Consider the following 18,278-nt stretch of genomic DNA (forward strand, 5'->3'; position numbering starts at 1 on the left):
AGACAGTCGAAATGGGGCCGTTCTTTCTTTCGGCGCCGCAAGAAGAAGGACGGTGCTTCGACAGGCTCAGCACGAACGGCAGAAAGGGTGATGCAGATTTTAGGCACGCTGCTCTAGGTTCGGCGTTAGCCGAACCTTAGTCGCAGCGGGGTGGGGCCTCGCAGCCTCGCGCAAGGCGGATAGCCCCCACCCCAACCTCACCCCTGAAGGGGAGGGCCGCAAGCATGGGAGGCGGCTCGCGGATGTACAAGGCCACATCGCGTAACATGCAGAAAAAGATCGGCGTTGACGTAGCCGGAAAGGCTGGAAAGTCGGGAGGCCCCGGTGCCCATAGAAAATTGAGGGCTCAAGCCCGGAAGCGGTGAGCACCGATTATCAAACGTGTCGTATCCGAAACACATATGCTGCCAGACCAGCTGTCCCATTGGCTATCATTGGAAATCAGGATCGCTGGCGTTCATCGCTGGCTAGACCGACACATACCGAAGAAGAGAAAGCACCGTCAACGCTTGCAAACCTAGCTTTTTTAGCCCCGATCCCCTATATCCCCCCCATGTACGATTATGTTTCCGTCACCGCCGCCGAGGCCGGCACTCCTGCTCCCGTGCGCGACGGGACGATCAAGCTGCACGACGAGGCGGGTTTTGCCGGCATGCGCCGGGCGGGGCGGCTCGCGGCCGAGATCCTCGACGCGCTCGTTCCCTTCGTCCGGCCCGGCGTGACGACGGCGCAGATCGACGACCTCGTCCGCGAGATGACGCTGGCGGGCGGCGGCATTCCCGCGACGCTCGGCTATCGCGGCTACACGCACAGCTGCTGCACCAGCATCAATCACGTCGTCTGCCACGGCATTCCCGACGCCAGGCCGCTGCGCGAGGGCGACATCGTCAATGTCGACGTCACGCCGATGGTCGACGGCTGGCACGGCGACACGAGCCGCATGTATCTGGTCGGCGAGGTCGGCATCAAGGCGCGGCGGCTGGTCGACGTGACCTATGAATGCCTGATGCTGGGGATCGAGCAGGCGAAGCCCGGCAACAGGATCGGCGACATCGCCCACGCGATCCAGCAGCATGCCGAGCGCCACCGCTATTCGGTCGTGCGCGACTTCTGCGGCCACGGCGTCGGCCAGATGTTCCACGACGCGCCCGAGGTCGTCCACGCCGGCCGCCCCGGCACCGGTCCCGAACTGAAGCCCGGCATGTTCTTCACCATCGAGCCGATGATCAACACCGGCAAATATGCGGTGAAGATGCTGCCCGACGGCTGGACCGCGACGACCCGCGACCGCAGCCTGTCGGCGCAGTTCGAACACAGTATCGGGATCACCGAAACCGGCTGCGAAATCTTTACCGCCAGCCCTAAAGGCCTGAATGCGCCGCCCTGGGCGTGAACACGCCGCCCTGCCGCGAACGCGTGGCGTCTAGAGCATCGAGCGTTAAATCTGACCCATCGTCCCGTTCGTGTCGAGCGCAGTCGAGACACCCATCAGCGTGGCGCAAGGCCGGTGAGTGTCTCGACTTCGCTCGACACGAACGAATAAGGGGCGTTGCAGATTCATGGCACGCCGCTCTAGGTAGAAGACCCTAAATCCCCCTTGCCAATCGGGCGCGCCCGGCGCAGAGTTGACGCAAACGTCAACCATGGACGTCGAGGGAGAGCGAATATGGCGAAACGGGTCTTCGTGACCGCGCTGCTGGGCGGCGCGGCGCTGGTGCTGGCGGGATGCAACGCATCGAAATCGGGCGGGACCGGATCGCTCGACGAGGCGGAGAAGGCCAGCGAGACCCTGCTGAAGACCGGCGGCAACGGCGACGACTGGGCCGGCATCGGCTACAGCTATGACGAGCAGCGCTTCAGCCCGCTCAAGGACATCGACGACCGGAATGTCGGGCAATTGGGCATCGCCTGGTTCGCCGACCTCGACGATGCGCGCGGGCAGGAAGCGACCCCGGTCGTCGTCGACGGGGTGATGTATGTCAGCCACGCCTGGTCGAAGGTCGACGCATGGGATGCCGCGACCGGCAAGAAGCTGTGGAGCTTCGACCCCAAGGTGCCCGGCGAACGCGCGGTCAACGCCTGCTGCGACGTTGTCAACCGCGGCGTCGCGGTCTGGGGCGACAAGCTGTTCGTCGGCACGATCGACGGCCGGCTGATCGCGCTCGACCGCAAGACCGGGCAGGAACTGTGGTCGACGCAGACCTTCGACACCGCGAAGCCCTATACGATCACCGGCGCGCCGCGCGTGGTGAAGGACATGGTGCTGATCGGCAACGGCGGCGCCGAATTCGGCGTGCGCGGCTATGTCACCGCCTATGACGCCGACACCGGCAAGGAACGCTGGCGCTTCTACACCGCGCCCAACCCCGAGAAAAGGAAGGACGGCGCGGCATCGGACGACATCTTCGCGTCGAAGGGCAACGCCACCTGGTCCGACAAGGGCGAGTGGAAGGTATCGGGCGGCGGCGGCACCGTGTGGGACGCGATCGTCTATGACAAGGATCTCGACCAGATCTATCTGGGCGTCGGCAACGGCAATCCATGGAACCACGGGCTGCGCTCGAACGGCGAGGGCGACAACTGGTTCCTCTCCTCGGTCGTCGCGCTCGACGCGGACACCGGCGCCTATAAATGGCATTATCAGGAAACCCCGGCCGAAAGCTGGGATTATACGGCGACGCAGCCGATCATCCTGGCCGAGCAGCCGGTGAACGGCACCCCGACCAGGGTGCTGTATCACGCGCCAAAGAACGGCTTTTTCTTCACCATCGACCGCGCGACGGGCAAGCTGATCGACGCAAAACCTTTCGTCGACGGGATCAACTGGGCGACCGGCTACGACCTCGCGACCGGGCGGCCGATCGAAAATCCCGATGCCCGCTTCTATCGGACCGGCAAGCCGTTCATCGCCATTCCGGGCGCACTCGGCGCGCACAACTGGCACCCGATGAGCTACAATCCCGCGACCGGCCTCGTCTATATCCCCGCGCAGCAGATTCCGCAGGGCTACCTCGAGGACATGGACGAACTCGACAAGCGTAAGGTGCTCGGCTTCAACGTCGGCACCTCGCTCCAGGCCGGGATGCTGCCCGACGACGCGGCGGCGTTCCGCGCCGCGGTCGCCGCGACCACCGGCCGCCTCGTCGCCTTCGATCCGCGCACGGGCAAGGTCGCCTGGGGGGTCGATTATCCCGCCGCATGGAACGGCGGGACGATGACGACGGCGGGCAACCTCGTCTTCCAGGGCACCAGCACCGGCCGCTTCCGCGCCTATGCCGCCGACAGCGGCAAGCAGCTTCTCGACCTCGACATGCAGTCGGGGATCGTCAGCGCGCCCTCGACCTTCCGCGTGAACGGCGTGCAATATGTCGCCTTCCAGACCAGCAAGGGCGGCGCCTTCCCGCTCGTCGCGGGGATCGCGGGCGGCGTGACGCGCAAGGTGCCCAACATCCCGCGCCTCGTCGTGCTCAAGATCGGCGGCACCGTCCAGCTTCCCGCACCGCCCGCGACGACCGCGCTCGAATGGAACCCGCCCGCGCCGGTCGGCACGCCGCAGCAGGTTGCGGCAGGCAAGGCGCACTTCGGACGCTATTGCCAAGTCTGTCACGGCGACAGCGCGATCGGCAACGGCTTCACCCCCGATCTGCGCGTCTCGGGCACGCTCGCCAATGCCGATGCGTGGAAAAGCGTGATCCTCGACGGCGCGCTCAAGGATCGCGGCATGGTCAGCTTCGCGCGCGTCCTCACGCCAGCCGATGCCGAGGCGATCCGCGCCTATGTCATCGAACGATCGAACTGGACCAAGGCGCATCTGCCCGAGGCGTCGGCGCCCATGGGGCGGTAGGGCGCAGACATCACCCCCTTTCCAAAACCGATGCTGGTTGCGGAGGGGGGCGGGATAGGAAATTTTCACGCGAAGGCGCAAAGGCGCGAAGAGGTCGTGTCATTGTACTTGCGCCGCTTTCCGGTCGCGCGAAGCGCCTTCAAGATCGCCTGCGGCGACAAATGGACGGCCGGCCTCGTGCGCGGCCTTCTTCGCGCCTTTGCGCCTTTGCGTGAATCAAAATAGGAACCGCCCTCGCCGCCATGCCCATATATTAGGCAGCAGGATGGCGGTGCTGCCCGCGTCTTGGGCAACGCCGCGACCCCACGCCGAAATTCCCGTCGGAACCCCGCCATTCGCCAATTGGCACGGGTCTTGATTGGTGCAAGATGGCGGCACACCGCACCGACTCGACCGGGAGGACCGGACCAGGCATGCCTGATCCGGCCCGGACTGCGACCGGCGGTGGACAGCCCAAGGGGAATGGACAGCGTGAAGAAGATTGAAGCGATCATCAAACCGTTCAAGCTCGACGAGGTGAAGGAGGCGCTGCACGAAGTCGGCGTCAGCGGCATCACCGTCACCGAAGCGAAGGGCTTCGGGCGCCAGAAAGGCCATACCGAGCTTTATCGCGGCGCCGAATATGTCGTCGACTTCCTGCCCAAGGTGAAGCTGGAGGTCGTCGTCGAGGATGGGCTGGCCGAGCGCGTGGTCGAGGCGATCGCCGCCGCCGCGCAAACCGGCCGCATCGGCGACGGCAAGATCTTCGTCTCGACCATCGAAACCGCGCTGCGCATCCGCACCGGAGAGCGCAACGAGGACGCGCTCTAGGACCGGAACTCCAGGGCCCGCCATCAGCCGTTCAACATCCCCCCGCATCGGGATCTATCGCAAGAAGGAAGTGCAAGACCATGGCCACCAAGCCGAAGGACATCATCGCGCGGATCGAGGAAAACGACATCGAGTGGGTCGACCTGCGCTTCACCGACCCCAAGGGCAAATGGCACCACCTGACCATGTGCGCCGGCGCGATCGACGAGGATGCGCTGGAGGATGGACTGATGTTCGACGGTTCGTCGATCGGGGGGTGGAAGGCGATCAACGAAAGCGACATGATCCTGAAGCCCGACCTCGACGCCGTCTATGACGATCCCTTTTCGGCGACGCCGATGCTGATCATCGTCTGCGACATCGTCGAGCCCGCGACCGGCGAAGGCTATGCCCGCGATCCGCGCACGACCGCGAAGCGCGCCGAGGCCTATGTCGGATCGACCGGCATCGGCGATACCGTCTATGTCGGGCCCGAGGCCGAATTCTTCATGTTCGACGACGTCCGCTTCGAAACCGGCTACAACAAGTCGGGCTTCGAGATCGACGACATCGAACTGCCGACCAATTCGGGCCGCAGCTACGAGGGCGGCAACCTGGCCCACCGGCCGCGCGCCAAGGGCGGTTATTTCCCCGTCGCCCCGGTCGACAGCGCGGTCGACATCCGCGGCGAGATGGTGTCGACGATGCTCGAACTCGGCCTGCCGTGCGACAAGCATCATCACGAGGTCGCGGCGGCGCAGCACGAACTGGGCCTGACCTTCGGCACGCTGACGCAGACCGCCGACCGCATGCAGATCTACAAATATGTCGTGCACCAGGTCGCGCATGCCTATGGCAAGACCGCGACCTTCATGCCCAAGCCGATCAAGGACGACAACGGCAGCGGCATGCACACGCATTTCTCGATCTGGGAAAAGGGCAAGCCGCTGTTCGCGGGCAACGGCTATGCCGGGCTGTCGGATATGTGCCTCTATTTCATCGGCGGCGTCATCAAGCATGCCAAGGCGCTGAACGCCTTCACCAATCCCACGACGAACAGCTACAAGCGGCTCGTCCCGGGTTTCGAAGCGCCGGTACTGCTCGCCTATTCGTCGCGCAACCGGTCGGCCTCGTGCCGCATCCCCTATGGCGCGGGCGCCAAGGCGAAGCGCGTCGAGTTCCGCTTTCCCGACGCGATGGCGAACCCCTATCTCTGCTATGCGGCGCTGCTGATGGCGGGGCTCGACGGCATCCAGAACAAGATCCATCCCGGCGACGCGATGGACAAGAATCTCTATGACCTGCCGCCCGAGGAACTGAAGGAAGTGCCGACCGTGTGCGCCTCGCTGCGCGAAGCGCTCGACAGCCTGGCTGCCGACCACGACTTCCTGCTGAAGGGTGACGTCTTCTCGAAGGACCAGATCGAGGCTTATATCGAACTCAAGTGGGACGAGGTTCACGCCGTCGAACAGACGCCGAGCCCGGTCGAGTTCGAGATGTACTACAGCGCCTGACCGGTCCGACCGGCAGGACGACAGGGTCGTCCGGCTGACAGCGGCCGGGCGCCTCCCGTCTTTCGGAAGAATGGGTCATCGCGCCGGCGCTTACCATTCGGCAAGATGGCGCTGCTATATCCCCCGACGGAATGTCCGAGGGGGGATATCGCAATGCTTCGCCGCCTGCTGCTGGTCGTCACGATGCTGCTAGTCGCCAGCTGCGGCAAGGTCGCCGAACTGACGAACCAGACCCGGACCGTCGCGGCGCCGCGCGAAGAGGTGTTCGCGAAGATGTTCGGCGACGAGGGCGCCTTCACCGGCCTGCCGCTCGTCACCAACGGCGGCTCGACCCGCCTTTACGAACTGGTGATCGACAGGAGCGACCCGGCGTGGGCGCAGGTCGCGCCCAAGCTGCGCCCCGACGCCTATAAGGTGAAATTCGCCGTCGCGATGGAAATCCCGCGCGAGGCGCACATGATCTACAGCATCGACGACGGCGCGCTGTCGACCGGCCTCAAATTCACCTTCGACGAACTGGCGCCCGACCGCACCCGCGTCGCCTTTTCGATCGACGAACTGTCGGGCTCGGACAGCGAGGGCCTCCGGGTGAATGCGGCGAAGCTCCGTTCGATCGCGCGCGATGCGCTGAAGAAGCTCGACGATTTCGACGAGGTGAAGGACGCCGCCTGATCGCGGCGCGCAAAATCCCCGCGGCGACTTGCCGCCCCAGCGCCGAGTCGGCACAAGGAGCGACCCCTCGCAAGGAGTCGCTCATGAAATCGCTGCCGTTCGTCGCCCTGCTCGCCCTCCAGTTCGCGCTCGTCCCGCCCGCGCAGGCGAAACTCAGCAAGGCCGAAAGCGCGATGGCGAAGACGGTCGCGGCCGAGCAGGACCGCTCGATCGCGCTGCTCGAACGGCTGGTGAATCAGAACAGCGGCTCGCTCAACCTCGCAGGGGTCGAGAAGGTCGGCCAGATGATGCGCGCCGAACTCGAGCCGCTGGGGTTCGAGGTGACGTGGAAACCGACCCCCGAGACCGGTCGCGCGGGCCATCTGATCGCGGTGCACAAGGGTCGCCCCGACACCAGGCGCCTGTTGCTGATCGCGCATCTCGACACGGTGTTCGAACCCGATTCGCCGTTCCAGACCTTCACCCGCAAGGGCGACCGGGGCGAAGGCCCGGGCGCGGGCGACGACAAGGGCGGAATGGTCGTCATCCTCGCCGCGCTGCGCGCGATGAAGGCGGCGGGGACGCTGAAGGACGCCAACATCGAAATCCACATGACCGGCGACGAGGAGGATGCGGGCGATCCGATCGAGAAGGCGCGCGCCGACCTGATCGAAGCGGGCAAGCGCAGCGACGTCGCGCTCGACTTCGAAGGGCTGGTGCGCGACGGCGGCGCCGACATGGGGTCGATCGCGCGGCGCTCGTCGGAAAGCTGGACGGTCACGGCGACCGGCCGGACGGGCCACAGCTCGGGCATCTTCGGCGCCGGGGTCGGCGACGGCGCCATCTATGAGCTGACGCGCATCATCCAGCGCTTTCGCACCGAACTGCCCGAACCCAACCTGACCTTCAACGTCGGGCTGATCGCCGGTGGCGAGACCGCGAGCCTCGACGCGGGCGGCATCCGCGGCGCCGCGACGGGCAAGACCAACATCATTCCGCCGATCGCGATCGCCCGCGGCGACCTGCGCACGCTGTCGATCGAGCAATCGCAGCGGGTGCGGGCGAAGATGGCACAGATCGTGGCGGATCACGCGCCGGAAACCGGCGCGACGCTGAGCTTCGATCCCGGCGGCTATCCGCCGATGGCGCCGACCGAGGGCAACAGGGCGCTGCTGGTGAAGCTGAACGGCGTCAACCGCGACCTCGGCCTGCCCGAGATGGCGGCGCTCGATCCGCTGAAGCGCGGCGCAGGCGACATCAGCTTCGTCGCCGCCGACGTCGACGGGCTCGCGGGCCTCGGCCCCTGGTCGACCGGCGACCATGCGCCGGGCGAGGCGGTCGACCTGCCCAGCATCGCGCGGCAGGCGACCCGCGCCGCCATCCTGATGTCCCGCCTCGCGGCCGAAAAGCGCTGACCCGCCAGCTTTCGCAGTTGGCCCAGCTTGATTCATGGTCCACAGTGATTAGGTAGCAATCCGATACGCAATTCCGCGCCGATGGGAGACAGACGATGAGCGATACCGAAACCCACCTGAAACAGCAGTACATCGGCGGCCAGTGGGTCGACAGCAAGGGCGGCAGGCTGCACGACGTCGTCAACCCCGCGACCGAGGAAGCCGCTTCGACCGTCGTGCTCGGCACCGCCGCCGACGTCGACGCCGCGGTCGCCGCGGCGCGCGAGGCCTTCAAGAGCTGGTCGCAGACGACGCGCGAGGAACGGCTGGCGCTGATGGGCCGCATCGTCGAGGAATATAAGAAGCGCGGCCCCGACCTCGCCAGGTCGATGGCCGCCGAAATGGGCGCGCCGGTCAGCTTCGCGGGCACCGCGCAGGTCGGTGCCGGCATCGGCGGTTTCCTCGGCACGATCGAGGCGCTCAAGACGTTCGAGTTCAGCGAGCAGCATGGCGCGAACAAGGTCGTCTATGAGCCGATCGGCGTCGTCGGCATGATCACGCCGTGGAACTGGCCGCTCAACCAGATCGCGCTGAAAGTCGCGCCCGCGCTGGCCGCCGGCAACACGATGATCCTCAAGCCGTCGGAGGAATGCCCCGGCAACGCGGTGATCTTCGCCGAAATCCTCGACGCCGCGGGCGTGCCGCCGGGCGTGTTCAATCTGGTGCAGGGCGACGGCCCGACCGTCGGCAACGCAATCTCTTCACACCCCGGCATCGAGATGGTGAGCTTCACCGGATCGACCCGCGCCGGCATCCTCGTCGCCAAGGCGGCGGCCGACACGGTCAAGCGCGTCCATCAGGAACTGGGCGGCAAGTCGCCGAACCTCGTCCTGCCCGACGCCGACCTGGGCGCCGTGCTGCCGCCGACGGTGCAGGGCGTGCTCGTCAACACCGGGCAGAGCTGCATCGCGCCGACGCGCATCCTTGTCCACAAGGATCGCAAGGAGGAAGCGGTCGGCGTCATCAAGGCGATGTTCGACGGCACGCAGGTCGGCGATCCGACCCAGGAGGGCGGTCACATCGGTCCGGTCGTCAACAAGGCGCAGTTCGACAAGATCCAGGGCCTGATCCAGTCGGCGATCGACGAAGGCGCGACGCTGGAGACCGGCGGCACCGGCCTGCCGAGCAACGTCAACCGCGGCTATTTCATCAAGCCGACGGTCTTCTCGGGCGTCACCCCCGACATGCGGATCGCGAAGGAGGAAGTGTTCGGCCCCGTCGCGACGATCATGGAATATTCGAACCTCGACGAAGCGGTCGAGATCGCCAACGACACCGAATACGGCCTGTCCGCCGTCGTGTCGGGCGACCCCGCCAAGGCCGCCGAAGTCGCGCCGAAGCTGCGCGCGGGCATGGTCGCGGTCAACAACTGGGGCCCCGCGCCGGGCGCTCCGTTTGGCGGCTACAAACAGTCGGGCAACGGCCGCGAAGGCGGGTTGTTCGGCCTCAAGGACTTCATGGAAATGAAGGCGATCAGCGGCATTCCGGCGTAAGTCTCCCCTCCCGCTTGCGGGAGGGGTCGGGGGTGGGCCGCGACGTCGCATTGGCCCACCCCGCTGCGACCAGGGCGTGGTGCCATCGAATGGACTCGTCACCCGCGAGCGGCGAAGCCGCGCGGCAATCCAGGGGCGTGCGCAAACCGCTCTGGATTGCTTCGCTCCGCTCGCAATGACGAAGGGGGTCAATCCAAAGTCATCGATGTCTAGGGCGCAAGCGCCCAAGTCTCGCTGCCCCTCCCGTAAACGGGAGGGGTTTTGCGTTGGGGGAAGAGCCGCTACACGCGCCCCATGACCACCCGTTCCCCGCTCGCCCCCGCCGCCTTCCCCGCCCTGCCCGACATCGCCGGGGTGACGCGCCGCGTCGCGCGTGCGCGTTACAAGGAATGGGACCGCTGCGACCTCACCTATGTCGAGCTGGCGCCCGGCACCGCGGTCGCGGGCGTGTTCACGCGCAACATCTGCTGTTCGTCGGAGGTCGAACTGGGCCGCGAGCAGGTGAAGCACGGCGCCGCGCGCGCGCTGATCGTCAACGCGGGCAACAGCAACGCCTTCACCGGCTATCGCGGGCGCGAGGCGGTCGAGCAGATCAGGACGCAGGTCGCGGAGCATCTCGGCTGCAAGGACGACGAGGTGTTCGTCAGTTCGACCGGCGTGATCGGCGTGCCGCTGCCCAAGGACAAGGCGCGTGCGGGCATTGCGGCGGCGCTGACCGCCGATCCCTGTTCGTGGGAAGCCGCTGCCGAAACGATCGGCACCACCGACACCTTCGCCAAGGGCGCCGCGGCGAGCGCCGTCGTCGGCGGCCGCACCGTCCACGTCGCGGGGATCGTCAAGGGATCGGGGATGATCGCCCCCGACATGGCGACGATGCTCGGTTACATCTTCACCGACGCCGCGGTCGCGCCGGCGCTGTTACAGGAAATGCTGAGCGAGGCGACGGGCGGAACGTTCAACTGCATCACCGTCGACAGCGACACCTCGACCAGCGACACGGTCCTGCTGTTCGCCACCGGGCAGGCGGGCAACACGCGCCTCGAATCATGGGACGACGCCGGCGCCGACGCGCTGCATGCCGCGATCCGGCAGGTGGCGCTCGACCTTGCGCAGCAGGTGGTGCGCGACGGCGAGGGCGCGTCGAAATTCATCGAGGTGCAGGTGACCGGCGCGACCGGCGACGAAAGCGCGAAGCGCGTCGCGCTGTCGATCGCCAATTCGCCGCTGGTCAAGACCGCAGTCGCGGGCGAGGACGCCAATTGGGGCCGCGTCGTGATGGCAGTGGGCAAGGCCGGCGAACCCGCCGACCGCGATCGGCTGGCGATCCGCTTCGGCGACCATTGGGTCGCGAAGGACGGCCTGCCGGTCGAGGGCTATGACGAGGCGCCGGTCGCGGCACATCTGAAAGGGCAGGCCGTCCGCATCGGCGCCGACCTTGGCCTCGGCGAAGGCCGCGCGACCGTGTGGACGTGCGACCTGACCCACGGCTACATCAGCATCAACGCCGACTATCGAAGCTGATCAGTTTTGCAATAATCGGGATCATCGAAAATCCGTTCGCCCTGAGCTTGTCGAAGCCTGTCCTGAGCGCCTGCAAGGCAGTCGAAGGGGGCCGTTCTTTCTTTCGGGCGTCGCTGAAGGAAGAACGGTGCTTCGACAAGCTTAGCACAAACGGAATTAGGGGAATGCAGAGTTACAGCGCCCCTTCGAGCCAACCCTTGAGCGCGCTCTTGGGCGCGGCGCCGACCTTGGTTTCGGCGATCGCGCCATTCTTGAACAGGATCATCGTCGGGATGCCGCGCACGCCATAGCGCGCGGGGGCGTCGGGATGGTCGTCGATGTTGAGTTTGGCGATCACCACCTTGCCCGCGAGTTCGTCCGAAATTTCTTCGAGCGCCGGGCCGATCATCTTGCACGGACCGCACCATTCGGCCCAGAAATCGACGAGGACGGGGGTGTCGCTGTCGAGGACATCGGCCTGGAAGCTTGCGTCGGTGATCGCCTTGGTACCCATGGGGAAACTCCTGAATATATGTTTGATGCCAAGCTAGGGCGCGCGCGCGTTCGGCTCAAGGGGTCAATCCGGCAAATTCGCCTTGGTTGCCGCCAAGCCCGGCTTGTGCGGCGCCAGCACCGCAGCGTCGAGCCCGATCAGCGTCGGCCCCGCGGTATAAAGCAGCGCCGCGTCCACCGCCCGCCCCGGGAAGATCACCCTCAGCGCTTCGCGATAGGCGGCCATCTGGCGCAGATAGGCGGGCGCGACGTCTGCCGCGCTTTCGGGCACTCGCCGCCCGGTCTTGTAGTCGATGACGAGGATGCGCGCGTCGGTGACGAGCAGCCGGTCGACGATCCCCGCCACCACCGTGCCGTCGACCACCGCCGACAGCGGCACCTCCGCGAGGCTGCCGGGGCCGAACAGCGCCGCGTGCGCCGGATCGCCCAGCACCGCGAGCACCTCGTCCGCCATCGCCGCGCGATCGCGCTCGAACAGCGCCGGCGCCTGCGCCGCGAGCCAGCGTAGCGCGGCGGCGCGGCGGCGGTCGGACGCGACCGACGGCAGGCGCTCGAACAGCGCGTGGAGCAGCAGCCCGCGCTCGACCGCCGCGGCGCGCGCACCGCCTTGCGGCGGCGTCGCCACTTCGTCCTCGCCGAGCGCCGACGGAGCGAGCGGCCGCGGCGGCCGCGCCTCTTCCGGCGCCGGCCGGTGCGCCCAGGCGGGCAATACGAACGGCGGCGGCGCGGCCTTCGCCTCGCGCTCGCGGCGCGCCCATCGGCCGGCGTGGACGCGGTGGACCCGGCGGCGGCCCCACTGTGGCCCCGCCTCTTCCCAATCGCAGCCCATCGCCTCGAGCGCGCCCTGCGCCGCGGCGTGCCAGCTCGCCGCGGGGACCGACCGGTCGGGCGTTTTCGTCACCCCCGCGACGACCAGTATCTCCTCGGCCCGCGTCATCGCGACATAGAAAAGCCGCCAATGCTCCTCGGTCGCCGCGCGCGCCGCTGCCTCATAGGCGTCGGCGAGCGCGCCGTGGCGTTCGTCGCCGGGCAGCGCGAAGACGGGCAGTTTCTCCCACGCCGCGACGTCGACGGTGAAGGGCCGGTGCCCGATCCCAGCGTCGTCGGTCGCGTCGGCCAGGATGACGATCGGCGCCTGCAACCCCTTCGACCCGTGCACCGTCATCACGCGCACCACGTCGCTGCGCGCCTCGGTCTGGCGCTTGATCTCGGCGGCGCTGCCCTCGACGCTGGCGAGAAAGCCGAGCAGCGACACCGTCTCGCGCGCCTCGAAGGCGAGCGCCTGGCTCAGCAGTTCGTCGATCGGGTCGCGCGCCTCGCGCCCCAGCCGCGCATAGAGTCTGCGCCGCCCGTCGATGGGCCCCGACAGCAAGGTTTCGAGGAAGCGGAAGGGCGTGGTGTAATCGGCCATCGCCAGCAGGTGGCGCAGCGCCTCCATCGTCGCGGCGGGCAGGTCGCCCTCGGTCCTGCGCAGATGCTCCCAGATCGCGGCGCGCCCGCGTCCGCGGGTGCGCGCATAAAGCTCGTCCTGCGTCCAGCCGATCAGCGGCGAGACAAGCAGCGCCGCGAGGTTGAGGTCATCGAACGGCTGCACCGCAAAGCGCATCGCCGCCATCAGGTCCTGCACCGCAAGCGGCTGGGTCAGCGCGAAGCGGTCGACGCCCGCGACCGGGACGTGCAGCGCCTGCAGGCGCGCGACGATCCGCGCCGCGAGGTCGCGGCGGCGGCGGACGAGGATCATCACGTCGCCGGGCGCGACCGGGCGGCCATCCTTGCCGTTCGCGATCCAGTCGCGAACCTCGTCGGCGATCGCGCGCGCGAGCCGCATGCTCGCGGGGTCGGAGGCGGGCGCGCCACTATCGCCCCCGGCGCCTTCGTCGCCCGCCTCGCCCGCACCGTCGGCTTCCGTATCGAGCGCCTTGCCTACCGGCAGCGGTGCCCAAAGCTCGACCTGCCCCGCCTGGTTCGAACGGAAGGGGCGGTGCGGCGGTTCGTCGCCGTCCAGCCCCATCGCCGCGGTGCCGCCCGCCGCGAGCCACGTATCGACGACTTCGAGCACCGCCGGGGTCGAGCGATAGTTGGAGACGAGATCGACCTGGCGGAACGCCTGCCCCGCCCGATCGCCCAGCGCATGGAACAGGTCGCGCGCGGTCGCGAAGGCTTTCGGTTCGGTGCCCTGAAAGCCGAAGATCGCCTGCTTGCGGTCGCCGACGGTGAACAGGGTGCGCGCGCGTTCCATATCGTCGCGATGGACCGCGAAAAACTCCTCGGCGAGCGACAGGACGATGCCCCACTGGCGCATGTTGGTGTCCTGCGCCTCGTCGACGAGGATATGGTCGGTGCGCTGGTCGAGCTTGAAGCGCACCCATTCGCCGAAGCTGCTGACGCGCAGCAGGCTGCCCGCGAGGGTGATGAGGTCGTCGAAATCGGCGAGCCCGCGTGTCCGCTTCGCCAGCGCATAGCCCTCGGCAAACCGGCTCCCGAGCTTCCATGCCGCCGCCAGCTCGTCGGCGACGCGCATCGCGGTCGCGGTGCCCCGCAGACCTGCCGCCGCCTCGACGATCCGCACCGCCGAATCGACGCAATCGGTCATCCGGCCCTTATCGCCCGCGAAATCCGCGCGCAGATCGCCCTTGCCGGTCAGGAAGCAGCCGATGAGGTCGTCGAGCATCGCCGCGCGCGCGCCGGGATCGGCCATCAGCCAGCCGACCATCTTGTCCGAACAGGCCTCTCCGGTTCGGGTACCCCACGCCGCGCCGCTCGTCGCCACCGCGCGGATGTCGGCATCGGCGATCGCCCCCGCCGCCAGTTGATCGGTGAGCCACGCATCGGGGTCGCCCACCGGCAGGTCGAAAGCGTCGCGCAGGTCGCGCGCCGACGGCGGCAGCAGCGCGCGCGGCCCGCCGAACGCCGCCGCGCAGCTCGACAGGAACGACAGCGCCGATTCGGGACCGAGCCGCCGCGACAGCATCGCCGCCGCGTCGCTGAGGTCAGCGCCATCTTCCCCGCCTTGCGCGCTCAGCAGGTCGCTCAGCACCTCGCGCTGCAGGGCTCCGGCCTCATCCTCCTCGATGGCGCGGAAACCGGGGAGCAGCCGCGCCTCCAGCGGAAAGCTGGCGAGCAGCGTCTGGCAGAAACTGTGGATCGTCTGGACGCGGATCGCGCCGCCGGGGCTGTCGATCACCGTCGCGAACAGCGACCGCGCGCGCGTCATCAGCCCCGGCCGCTGCCAGTCGAGCCCCAGCGCGTGCAGGTCGAGCCGCAGGTCGCCCTCGTCCATCCGCACCCACGCCGCGAGGCGTTCGTGGATGCGGTGCGCCATCTCGGCCGCGCCCGCCTTGGTGAAGGTGATGCACAGGATCGCTTCGGGCGATACGCCGCCCAGCATCAGCCGCAGCACGCGCGCCGAAAGCACCTGCGTCTTGCCGGTGCCCGCCGACGCGCCGAGCCAGACATGGTGCGCGGGATCGGCGGCGGCGCCCTGCCGCGGATCGAGCGTCGCGAGGCCAGCGGGCTTCGCCATCACTCGCCCTCCCCGCGCCCGAACCATTCGTCGCGGCGCATGAGCTGGTCGTAATCGCCGGGGCCCGCGACCTCGCCCGGCGCGAACGGCGCGTCGCCGAGCAGATAGCGGCCGGCGAGATCGACGAGCGCCCCGGCGGCGTGGTCGATCGCCTCTTCGGCGCTCTTGAGCCCGCCGCGCGGTCCATAGGTGCGGGATATCTTCCCGGCGCCGCCCGCGCGGCGGTCGGGGCGCAGGCTCCAATATTCGAGGCTCGCGACGGGCGCAGCGGCGATTCTCTCCATCTCGCCCGCGCGCGCGATCAGGCCGAGCAGGCCGAGCTGGTTGTCAAGCCTGTCGTGCGCCGCCTTGGCGCTCGGCGCGCCCCCCGACTTGTAATCGACGATGGCGAGGCTGCCGTCCTCGTTGCGGTCGATCCGGTCGGCCTTGCCGTGAAGCGTGATGCCGTCGGCGGTCAACTCACCGCGCGCCTCGACCGCGAGCGGCCGGCGCCCCTCGGCGCTCCAGACCTGCTGAGCCGCCCAGCGCAGCGCGGGCTCGATGCGCGGCAGCCAGAAGGCGCGCGCGATGGCGTCGAGCGCCGGGTCGGTGCGCAGCGCGGCGATTTCGGCCTCGAACCCCTCGCGCGTCGCGCCGCCGCGCACCCAGTCCTCGAACAACTGGTGGATGCGCGTGCCGCGCCAGCGTGGATCGGGCGCGGCGCTGAGCGGGTCGAGCGGCGACAGGCCGAGCATCTGGTTCGCATAATAAGCGAAGGGATCGCGCGCGAGCCGGTCGAGCGCGGTGACGCTGATCCGGCGCGGCCGGTCGGCGGCGGGGGGCGCGGGGCGCGGCCGCGGCGTCGGCCGCGGCTCGCCCGGCGGCGCATCGAGTTCGGCGGCGAGGCGGGTCAGCGGCACGCCGCCGGGGGCGGGCTCGGTCAGGTCGCCCGCCAGCGCCGATAGCCGCAGCCAGAATCGCGACGCGACCGCCGGGTCGCCGCCGCTGCGCTGCGCGCGCGTCACGACGATCTCGCGCGCGCCGAGCGCCCCGGCGAAATCATGCGCCGCCAGCCCCTGCTGCCGCTCGGGCGCCGGCAGGCCCAGCAGGCGGCGGATGCCGGGCGCGAGCCACGGGTCGGGCTGCGTCGCGGCGGGCCAGCGGCCCTCGTCGAGCCCGCCGAGGATCATCAGGTCGGCGCGCTGCAGCCGCGCTTCGAGCAGGCCCCAGATGAACAGCCGCGGGTGCCCGCCATAGGGGGGCCGCACGCTCGCCTGCGCCAACAGCTGGCCGAGCATCGCGGGAAAATCGGCCGGATCGACGCGCTCCGGGCCCGCGCCGCGCGCGAGCGCCCACGCGTCGAACAGTTCGGCGAGCATCCGCCCCGCCGGTCCGGCCCACACCGCGTCGCCGGTCAGCCGCTCGAGCCCCGCCTGCAAGGCGCCGAGCAGCGTCGCGGGCGGCGTCGGCCCGGCGGCGAAGGGCGCCAGCGTCGCGCCGAGCGCCTCCGACAGCTCGTCCCACCATGGCCCGAGCGCCGCCGCCAATGCGTGCCCGCGCGCCTTCGGGTCCGCCGCACGCGCCACGATGCGCGCCGTCACACCCGCCCAGCCCGGCGTCAGCCCCGGCTCGCGCAGCAGCAGGTCGAGCCGCCGCACCTGGTCGAGCCACGCAGCGCGCTCTTCTCCCTTGCGCACGAGCGGATGGCCGAGCAGCGACACCAGCGCGACCGGATCGAAATCGGCCGCCAGCCCGGCGAGCAGCAGCAACAGGGCGCCAGGCGGCGTCTGCGCGAGCGGCTGGCCCGCGCTGTCGTCGACCGCGATGCCCCAGCGCGTCAGCGCCGCCGCGACCCGTTCGGCCAGCGCGCGATCGGGGGTCACCAGCGCCGCGGTGCGCCCGGGGGTCTCGATCGCCTCGCGCATCAGCAGCGCGATCCCCTGCGCCTCCTGCCCGGCGTCGGCGAAGACGGCGCCCGACAGGCCGGCGGTCGCCGCCGACAGGTCGCCCGCCGCCTGCCACTGCGCGCTATAGGCGGCGGGCGCGAAGAGCAACGAAACGAAGGGCGTGCGCGCCTCCGGCCCGTCGAAATCGGACACCGCATCCCACGCCTGAACCTCGTCGCGGCTCGCGCCCATGCGGTCGAGCAGCAGCTTGAGATGATATTGCGGATGCGTTTCGAGCGGGCGCGCCGGATCGTCGGCATCGGATCGCGTCGGCCCGAGCGCGTCCCATTCCTCTGCCGCCATGACCGGGTCGAGCCCGGGCAGCACCACCATGCCGCGCTCCATTCCGGCGACGGTGCGCAGCAGCCGAGCGACGGCGGGCGCCGCGGTGGTGATCCCCGCCGCGACCACGAAGCGCGCCGGCGGCGCCTTGCGCCAGCCTTCGCGCACGCGGTCGAGCAATTGGTTGCGACGCTCGGCGCGGTCGATGCTGCCGGTGGCGGCGAGCACGCCCGGCCAATGGTCGACGAGCAGCCGCAACCGCGCGAGCGATGCCTGCCAATGGCCGGCGAAGGCCCCCAAGTCGAGATCGACGAGCGCCGACACCGTCCGCTCCTCATAATGGAGCTGGTCGATCACGCGCGCCAGCCCGTCGGCAAGCTGGAAGGCGGCGGCGCCCGTAATCGCCGCTTCGCCCTCCGGCGTGTACCGTTCGATCAGTTCGGCGAGCAGCAGGCGTCGACGCAGCGGGTCGATGGCGGGCGGCAGCGGTTCGGCCTCGTCGATCGCATCGAGCGCCAGCGCGACGCTCTCGTCGAGGTCGGCGTCGCCGATCACCGCGAGCCGCGGCATCAGCAGCCCCGCCCCGCCCGCACGCACGAACGCCGCCTGCACCGCGCTCTTCGCGCGATTGCTCGGCAGCAGGATCAATCCTTCGGCAAGGCCGAGCGCCCCGTCGGCGAAGCGCGCGATCAGCCCCGCCGCCAGCGCGTCGGCGAAAGCCCGATGGATCGGGATGGAGAAGATGGCGGGACGAAGCACGGTCACGGAAATTCGTAACTTCCTTTATCCG

The 18,278-nt window shown here is 68.9% G+C and carries 12 protein-coding genes; 9 read left to right on the forward strand and 3 right to left on the reverse strand.

The window, feature by feature from the left end; genetic code table 11:
- Nucleotides 1-553 precede the first annotated feature (553 nt).
- The 9 genes from map (at nt 554) to argJ (ending at nt 11,266) form a co-directional block, all read left to right on the forward strand.
- Nucleotides 554-1,393, forward strand: coding sequence for a type I methionyl aminopeptidase (gene map, locus AC2S9W_RS19370; RefSeq protein WP_067112706.1), 840 nt, complete (start codon nt 554-556; stop codon nt 1,391-1,393).
- Between the two features lie 273 nt (nt 1,394-1,666).
- Nucleotides 1,667-3,844: a PQQ-dependent dehydrogenase, methanol/ethanol family gene (locus tag AC2S9W_RS19375; protein WP_076076626.1), complete on the forward strand. Its 2,178-nt coding sequence runs from the start codon at nt 1,667-1,669 to the stop codon at nt 3,842-3,844.
- 30 nt (nt 3,845-3,874) lie between these two features.
- A complete protein-coding gene (locus AC2S9W_RS19380; protein WP_486571436.1) occupies nt 3,875-4,069 on the forward strand; it encodes a hypothetical protein in 195 nt (64 codons plus the stop codon).
- A 246-nt stretch (nt 4,070-4,315) separates the two neighbouring features.
- On the forward strand, nt 4,316-4,654 hold the full coding sequence (locus tag AC2S9W_RS19385) for a P-II family nitrogen regulator (RefSeq protein ID WP_067112731.1): 339 nt from the start codon (nt 4,316-4,318) through the stop codon (nt 4,652-4,654).
- An 80-nt stretch (nt 4,655-4,734) separates the two neighbouring features.
- Complete coding sequence (gene glnA / locus AC2S9W_RS19390) at nt 4,735-6,147, forward strand: type I glutamate--ammonia ligase (protein WP_076076629.1); 1,413 nt, start codon at nt 4,735-4,737, stop codon at nt 6,145-6,147.
- 153 nt (nt 6,148-6,300) lie between these two features.
- On the forward strand, nt 6,301-6,819 hold the full coding sequence (locus tag AC2S9W_RS19395; protein WP_076076632.1) for a hypothetical protein: 519 nt from the start codon (nt 6,301-6,303) through the stop codon (nt 6,817-6,819).
- Nucleotides 6,820-6,902: 83 nt separating this feature from the next.
- Nucleotides 6,903-8,213, forward strand: coding sequence for a M20/M25/M40 family metallo-hydrolase (locus tag AC2S9W_RS19400; protein WP_076076634.1), 1,311 nt, complete (start codon nt 6,903-6,905; stop codon nt 8,211-8,213).
- Between the two features lie 95 nt (nt 8,214-8,308).
- On the forward strand, nt 8,309-9,745 hold the full coding sequence (locus AC2S9W_RS19405) for an aldehyde dehydrogenase family protein (protein ID WP_076076637.1): 1,437 nt from the start codon (nt 8,309-8,311) through the stop codon (nt 9,743-9,745).
- Nucleotides 9,746-10,039: 294 nt separating this feature from the next.
- Nucleotides 10,040-11,266 carry a bifunctional glutamate N-acetyltransferase/amino-acid acetyltransferase ArgJ gene (argJ, locus tag AC2S9W_RS19410; protein ID WP_076076640.1) on the forward strand — a complete coding sequence of 409 codons (1,227 nt, stop codon included), beginning with the start codon at nt 10,040-10,042 and terminating at the stop codon, nt 11,264-11,266.
- A gap of 172 nt (nt 11,267-11,438) precedes the next feature.
- On the opposite strand, the gene trxA is transcribed toward argJ, so the two are convergent.
- The 3 genes from trxA to addB all read right to left on the reverse strand — a co-directional run bounded on the left by trxA (nt 11,439) and on the right by addB (nt 18,253).
- Entirely contained in the window at nt 11,439-11,759 is a 321-nt protein-coding gene (trxA, locus tag AC2S9W_RS19415) for a thioredoxin TrxA (protein WP_067112728.1), read from the reverse strand.
- A gap of 63 nt (nt 11,760-11,822) precedes the next feature.
- Complete coding sequence (gene addA, locus AC2S9W_RS19420) at nt 11,823-15,281, reverse strand: double-strand break repair helicase AddA (protein WP_486571437.1); 3,459 nt, start codon at nt 15,279-15,281, stop codon at nt 11,823-11,825.
- A complete protein-coding gene (addB, locus tag AC2S9W_RS19425; protein WP_234002463.1) occupies nt 15,281-18,253 on the reverse strand; it encodes a double-strand break repair protein AddB in 2,973 nt (990 codons plus the stop codon). Before addB ends, addA begins: the two co-directional genes overlap by 1 nt.
- Nucleotides 18,254-18,278 lie beyond the last annotated feature (25 nt).

Source organism: Sphingopyxis sp. 550B, from assembly GCF_057401805.1.

Bases quoted from the DNA above. Each gene is read 5' to 3' on its own strand.
- AC2S9W_RS19400 (WP_076076634.1), top strand. From the start codon at position 6,903: ATGAAATCGCTGCCGTTCGTCGCCCTGCTCGCCCTCCAGTTCGCGCTC.
- AC2S9W_RS19405 (WP_076076637.1), top strand. From the start codon at position 8,309: ATGAGCGATACCGAAACCCACCTGAAACAGCAGTACATCGGCGGCCAG.
- AC2S9W_RS19380 (WP_486571436.1), top strand. From the start codon at position 3,875: ATGCTGGTTGCGGAGGGGGGCGGGATAGGAAATTTTCACGCGAAGGCG.
- AC2S9W_RS19395 (WP_076076632.1), top strand. From the start codon at position 6,301: ATGCTTCGCCGCCTGCTGCTGGTCGTCACGATGCTGCTAGTCGCCAGC.
- trxA (WP_067112728.1), bottom strand. From the start codon at position 11,759: ATGGGTACCAAGGCGATCACCGACGCAAGCTTCCAGGCCGATGTCCTC.
- argJ (WP_076076640.1), top strand. From the start codon at position 10,040: ATGACCACCCGTTCCCCGCTCGCCCCCGCCGCCTTCCCCGCCCTGCCC.
- glnA (WP_076076629.1), top strand. From the start codon at position 4,735: ATGGCCACCAAGCCGAAGGACATCATCGCGCGGATCGAGGAAAACGAC.
- AC2S9W_RS19375 (WP_076076626.1), top strand. From the start codon at position 1,667: ATGGCGAAACGGGTCTTCGTGACCGCGCTGCTGGGCGGCGCGGCGCTG.
- map (WP_067112706.1), top strand. From the start codon at position 554: ATGTACGATTATGTTTCCGTCACCGCCGCCGAGGCCGGCACTCCTGCT.
- addA (WP_486571437.1), bottom strand. From the start codon at position 15,281: ATGGCGAAGCCCGCTGGCCTCGCGACGCTCGATCCGCGGCAGGGCGCC.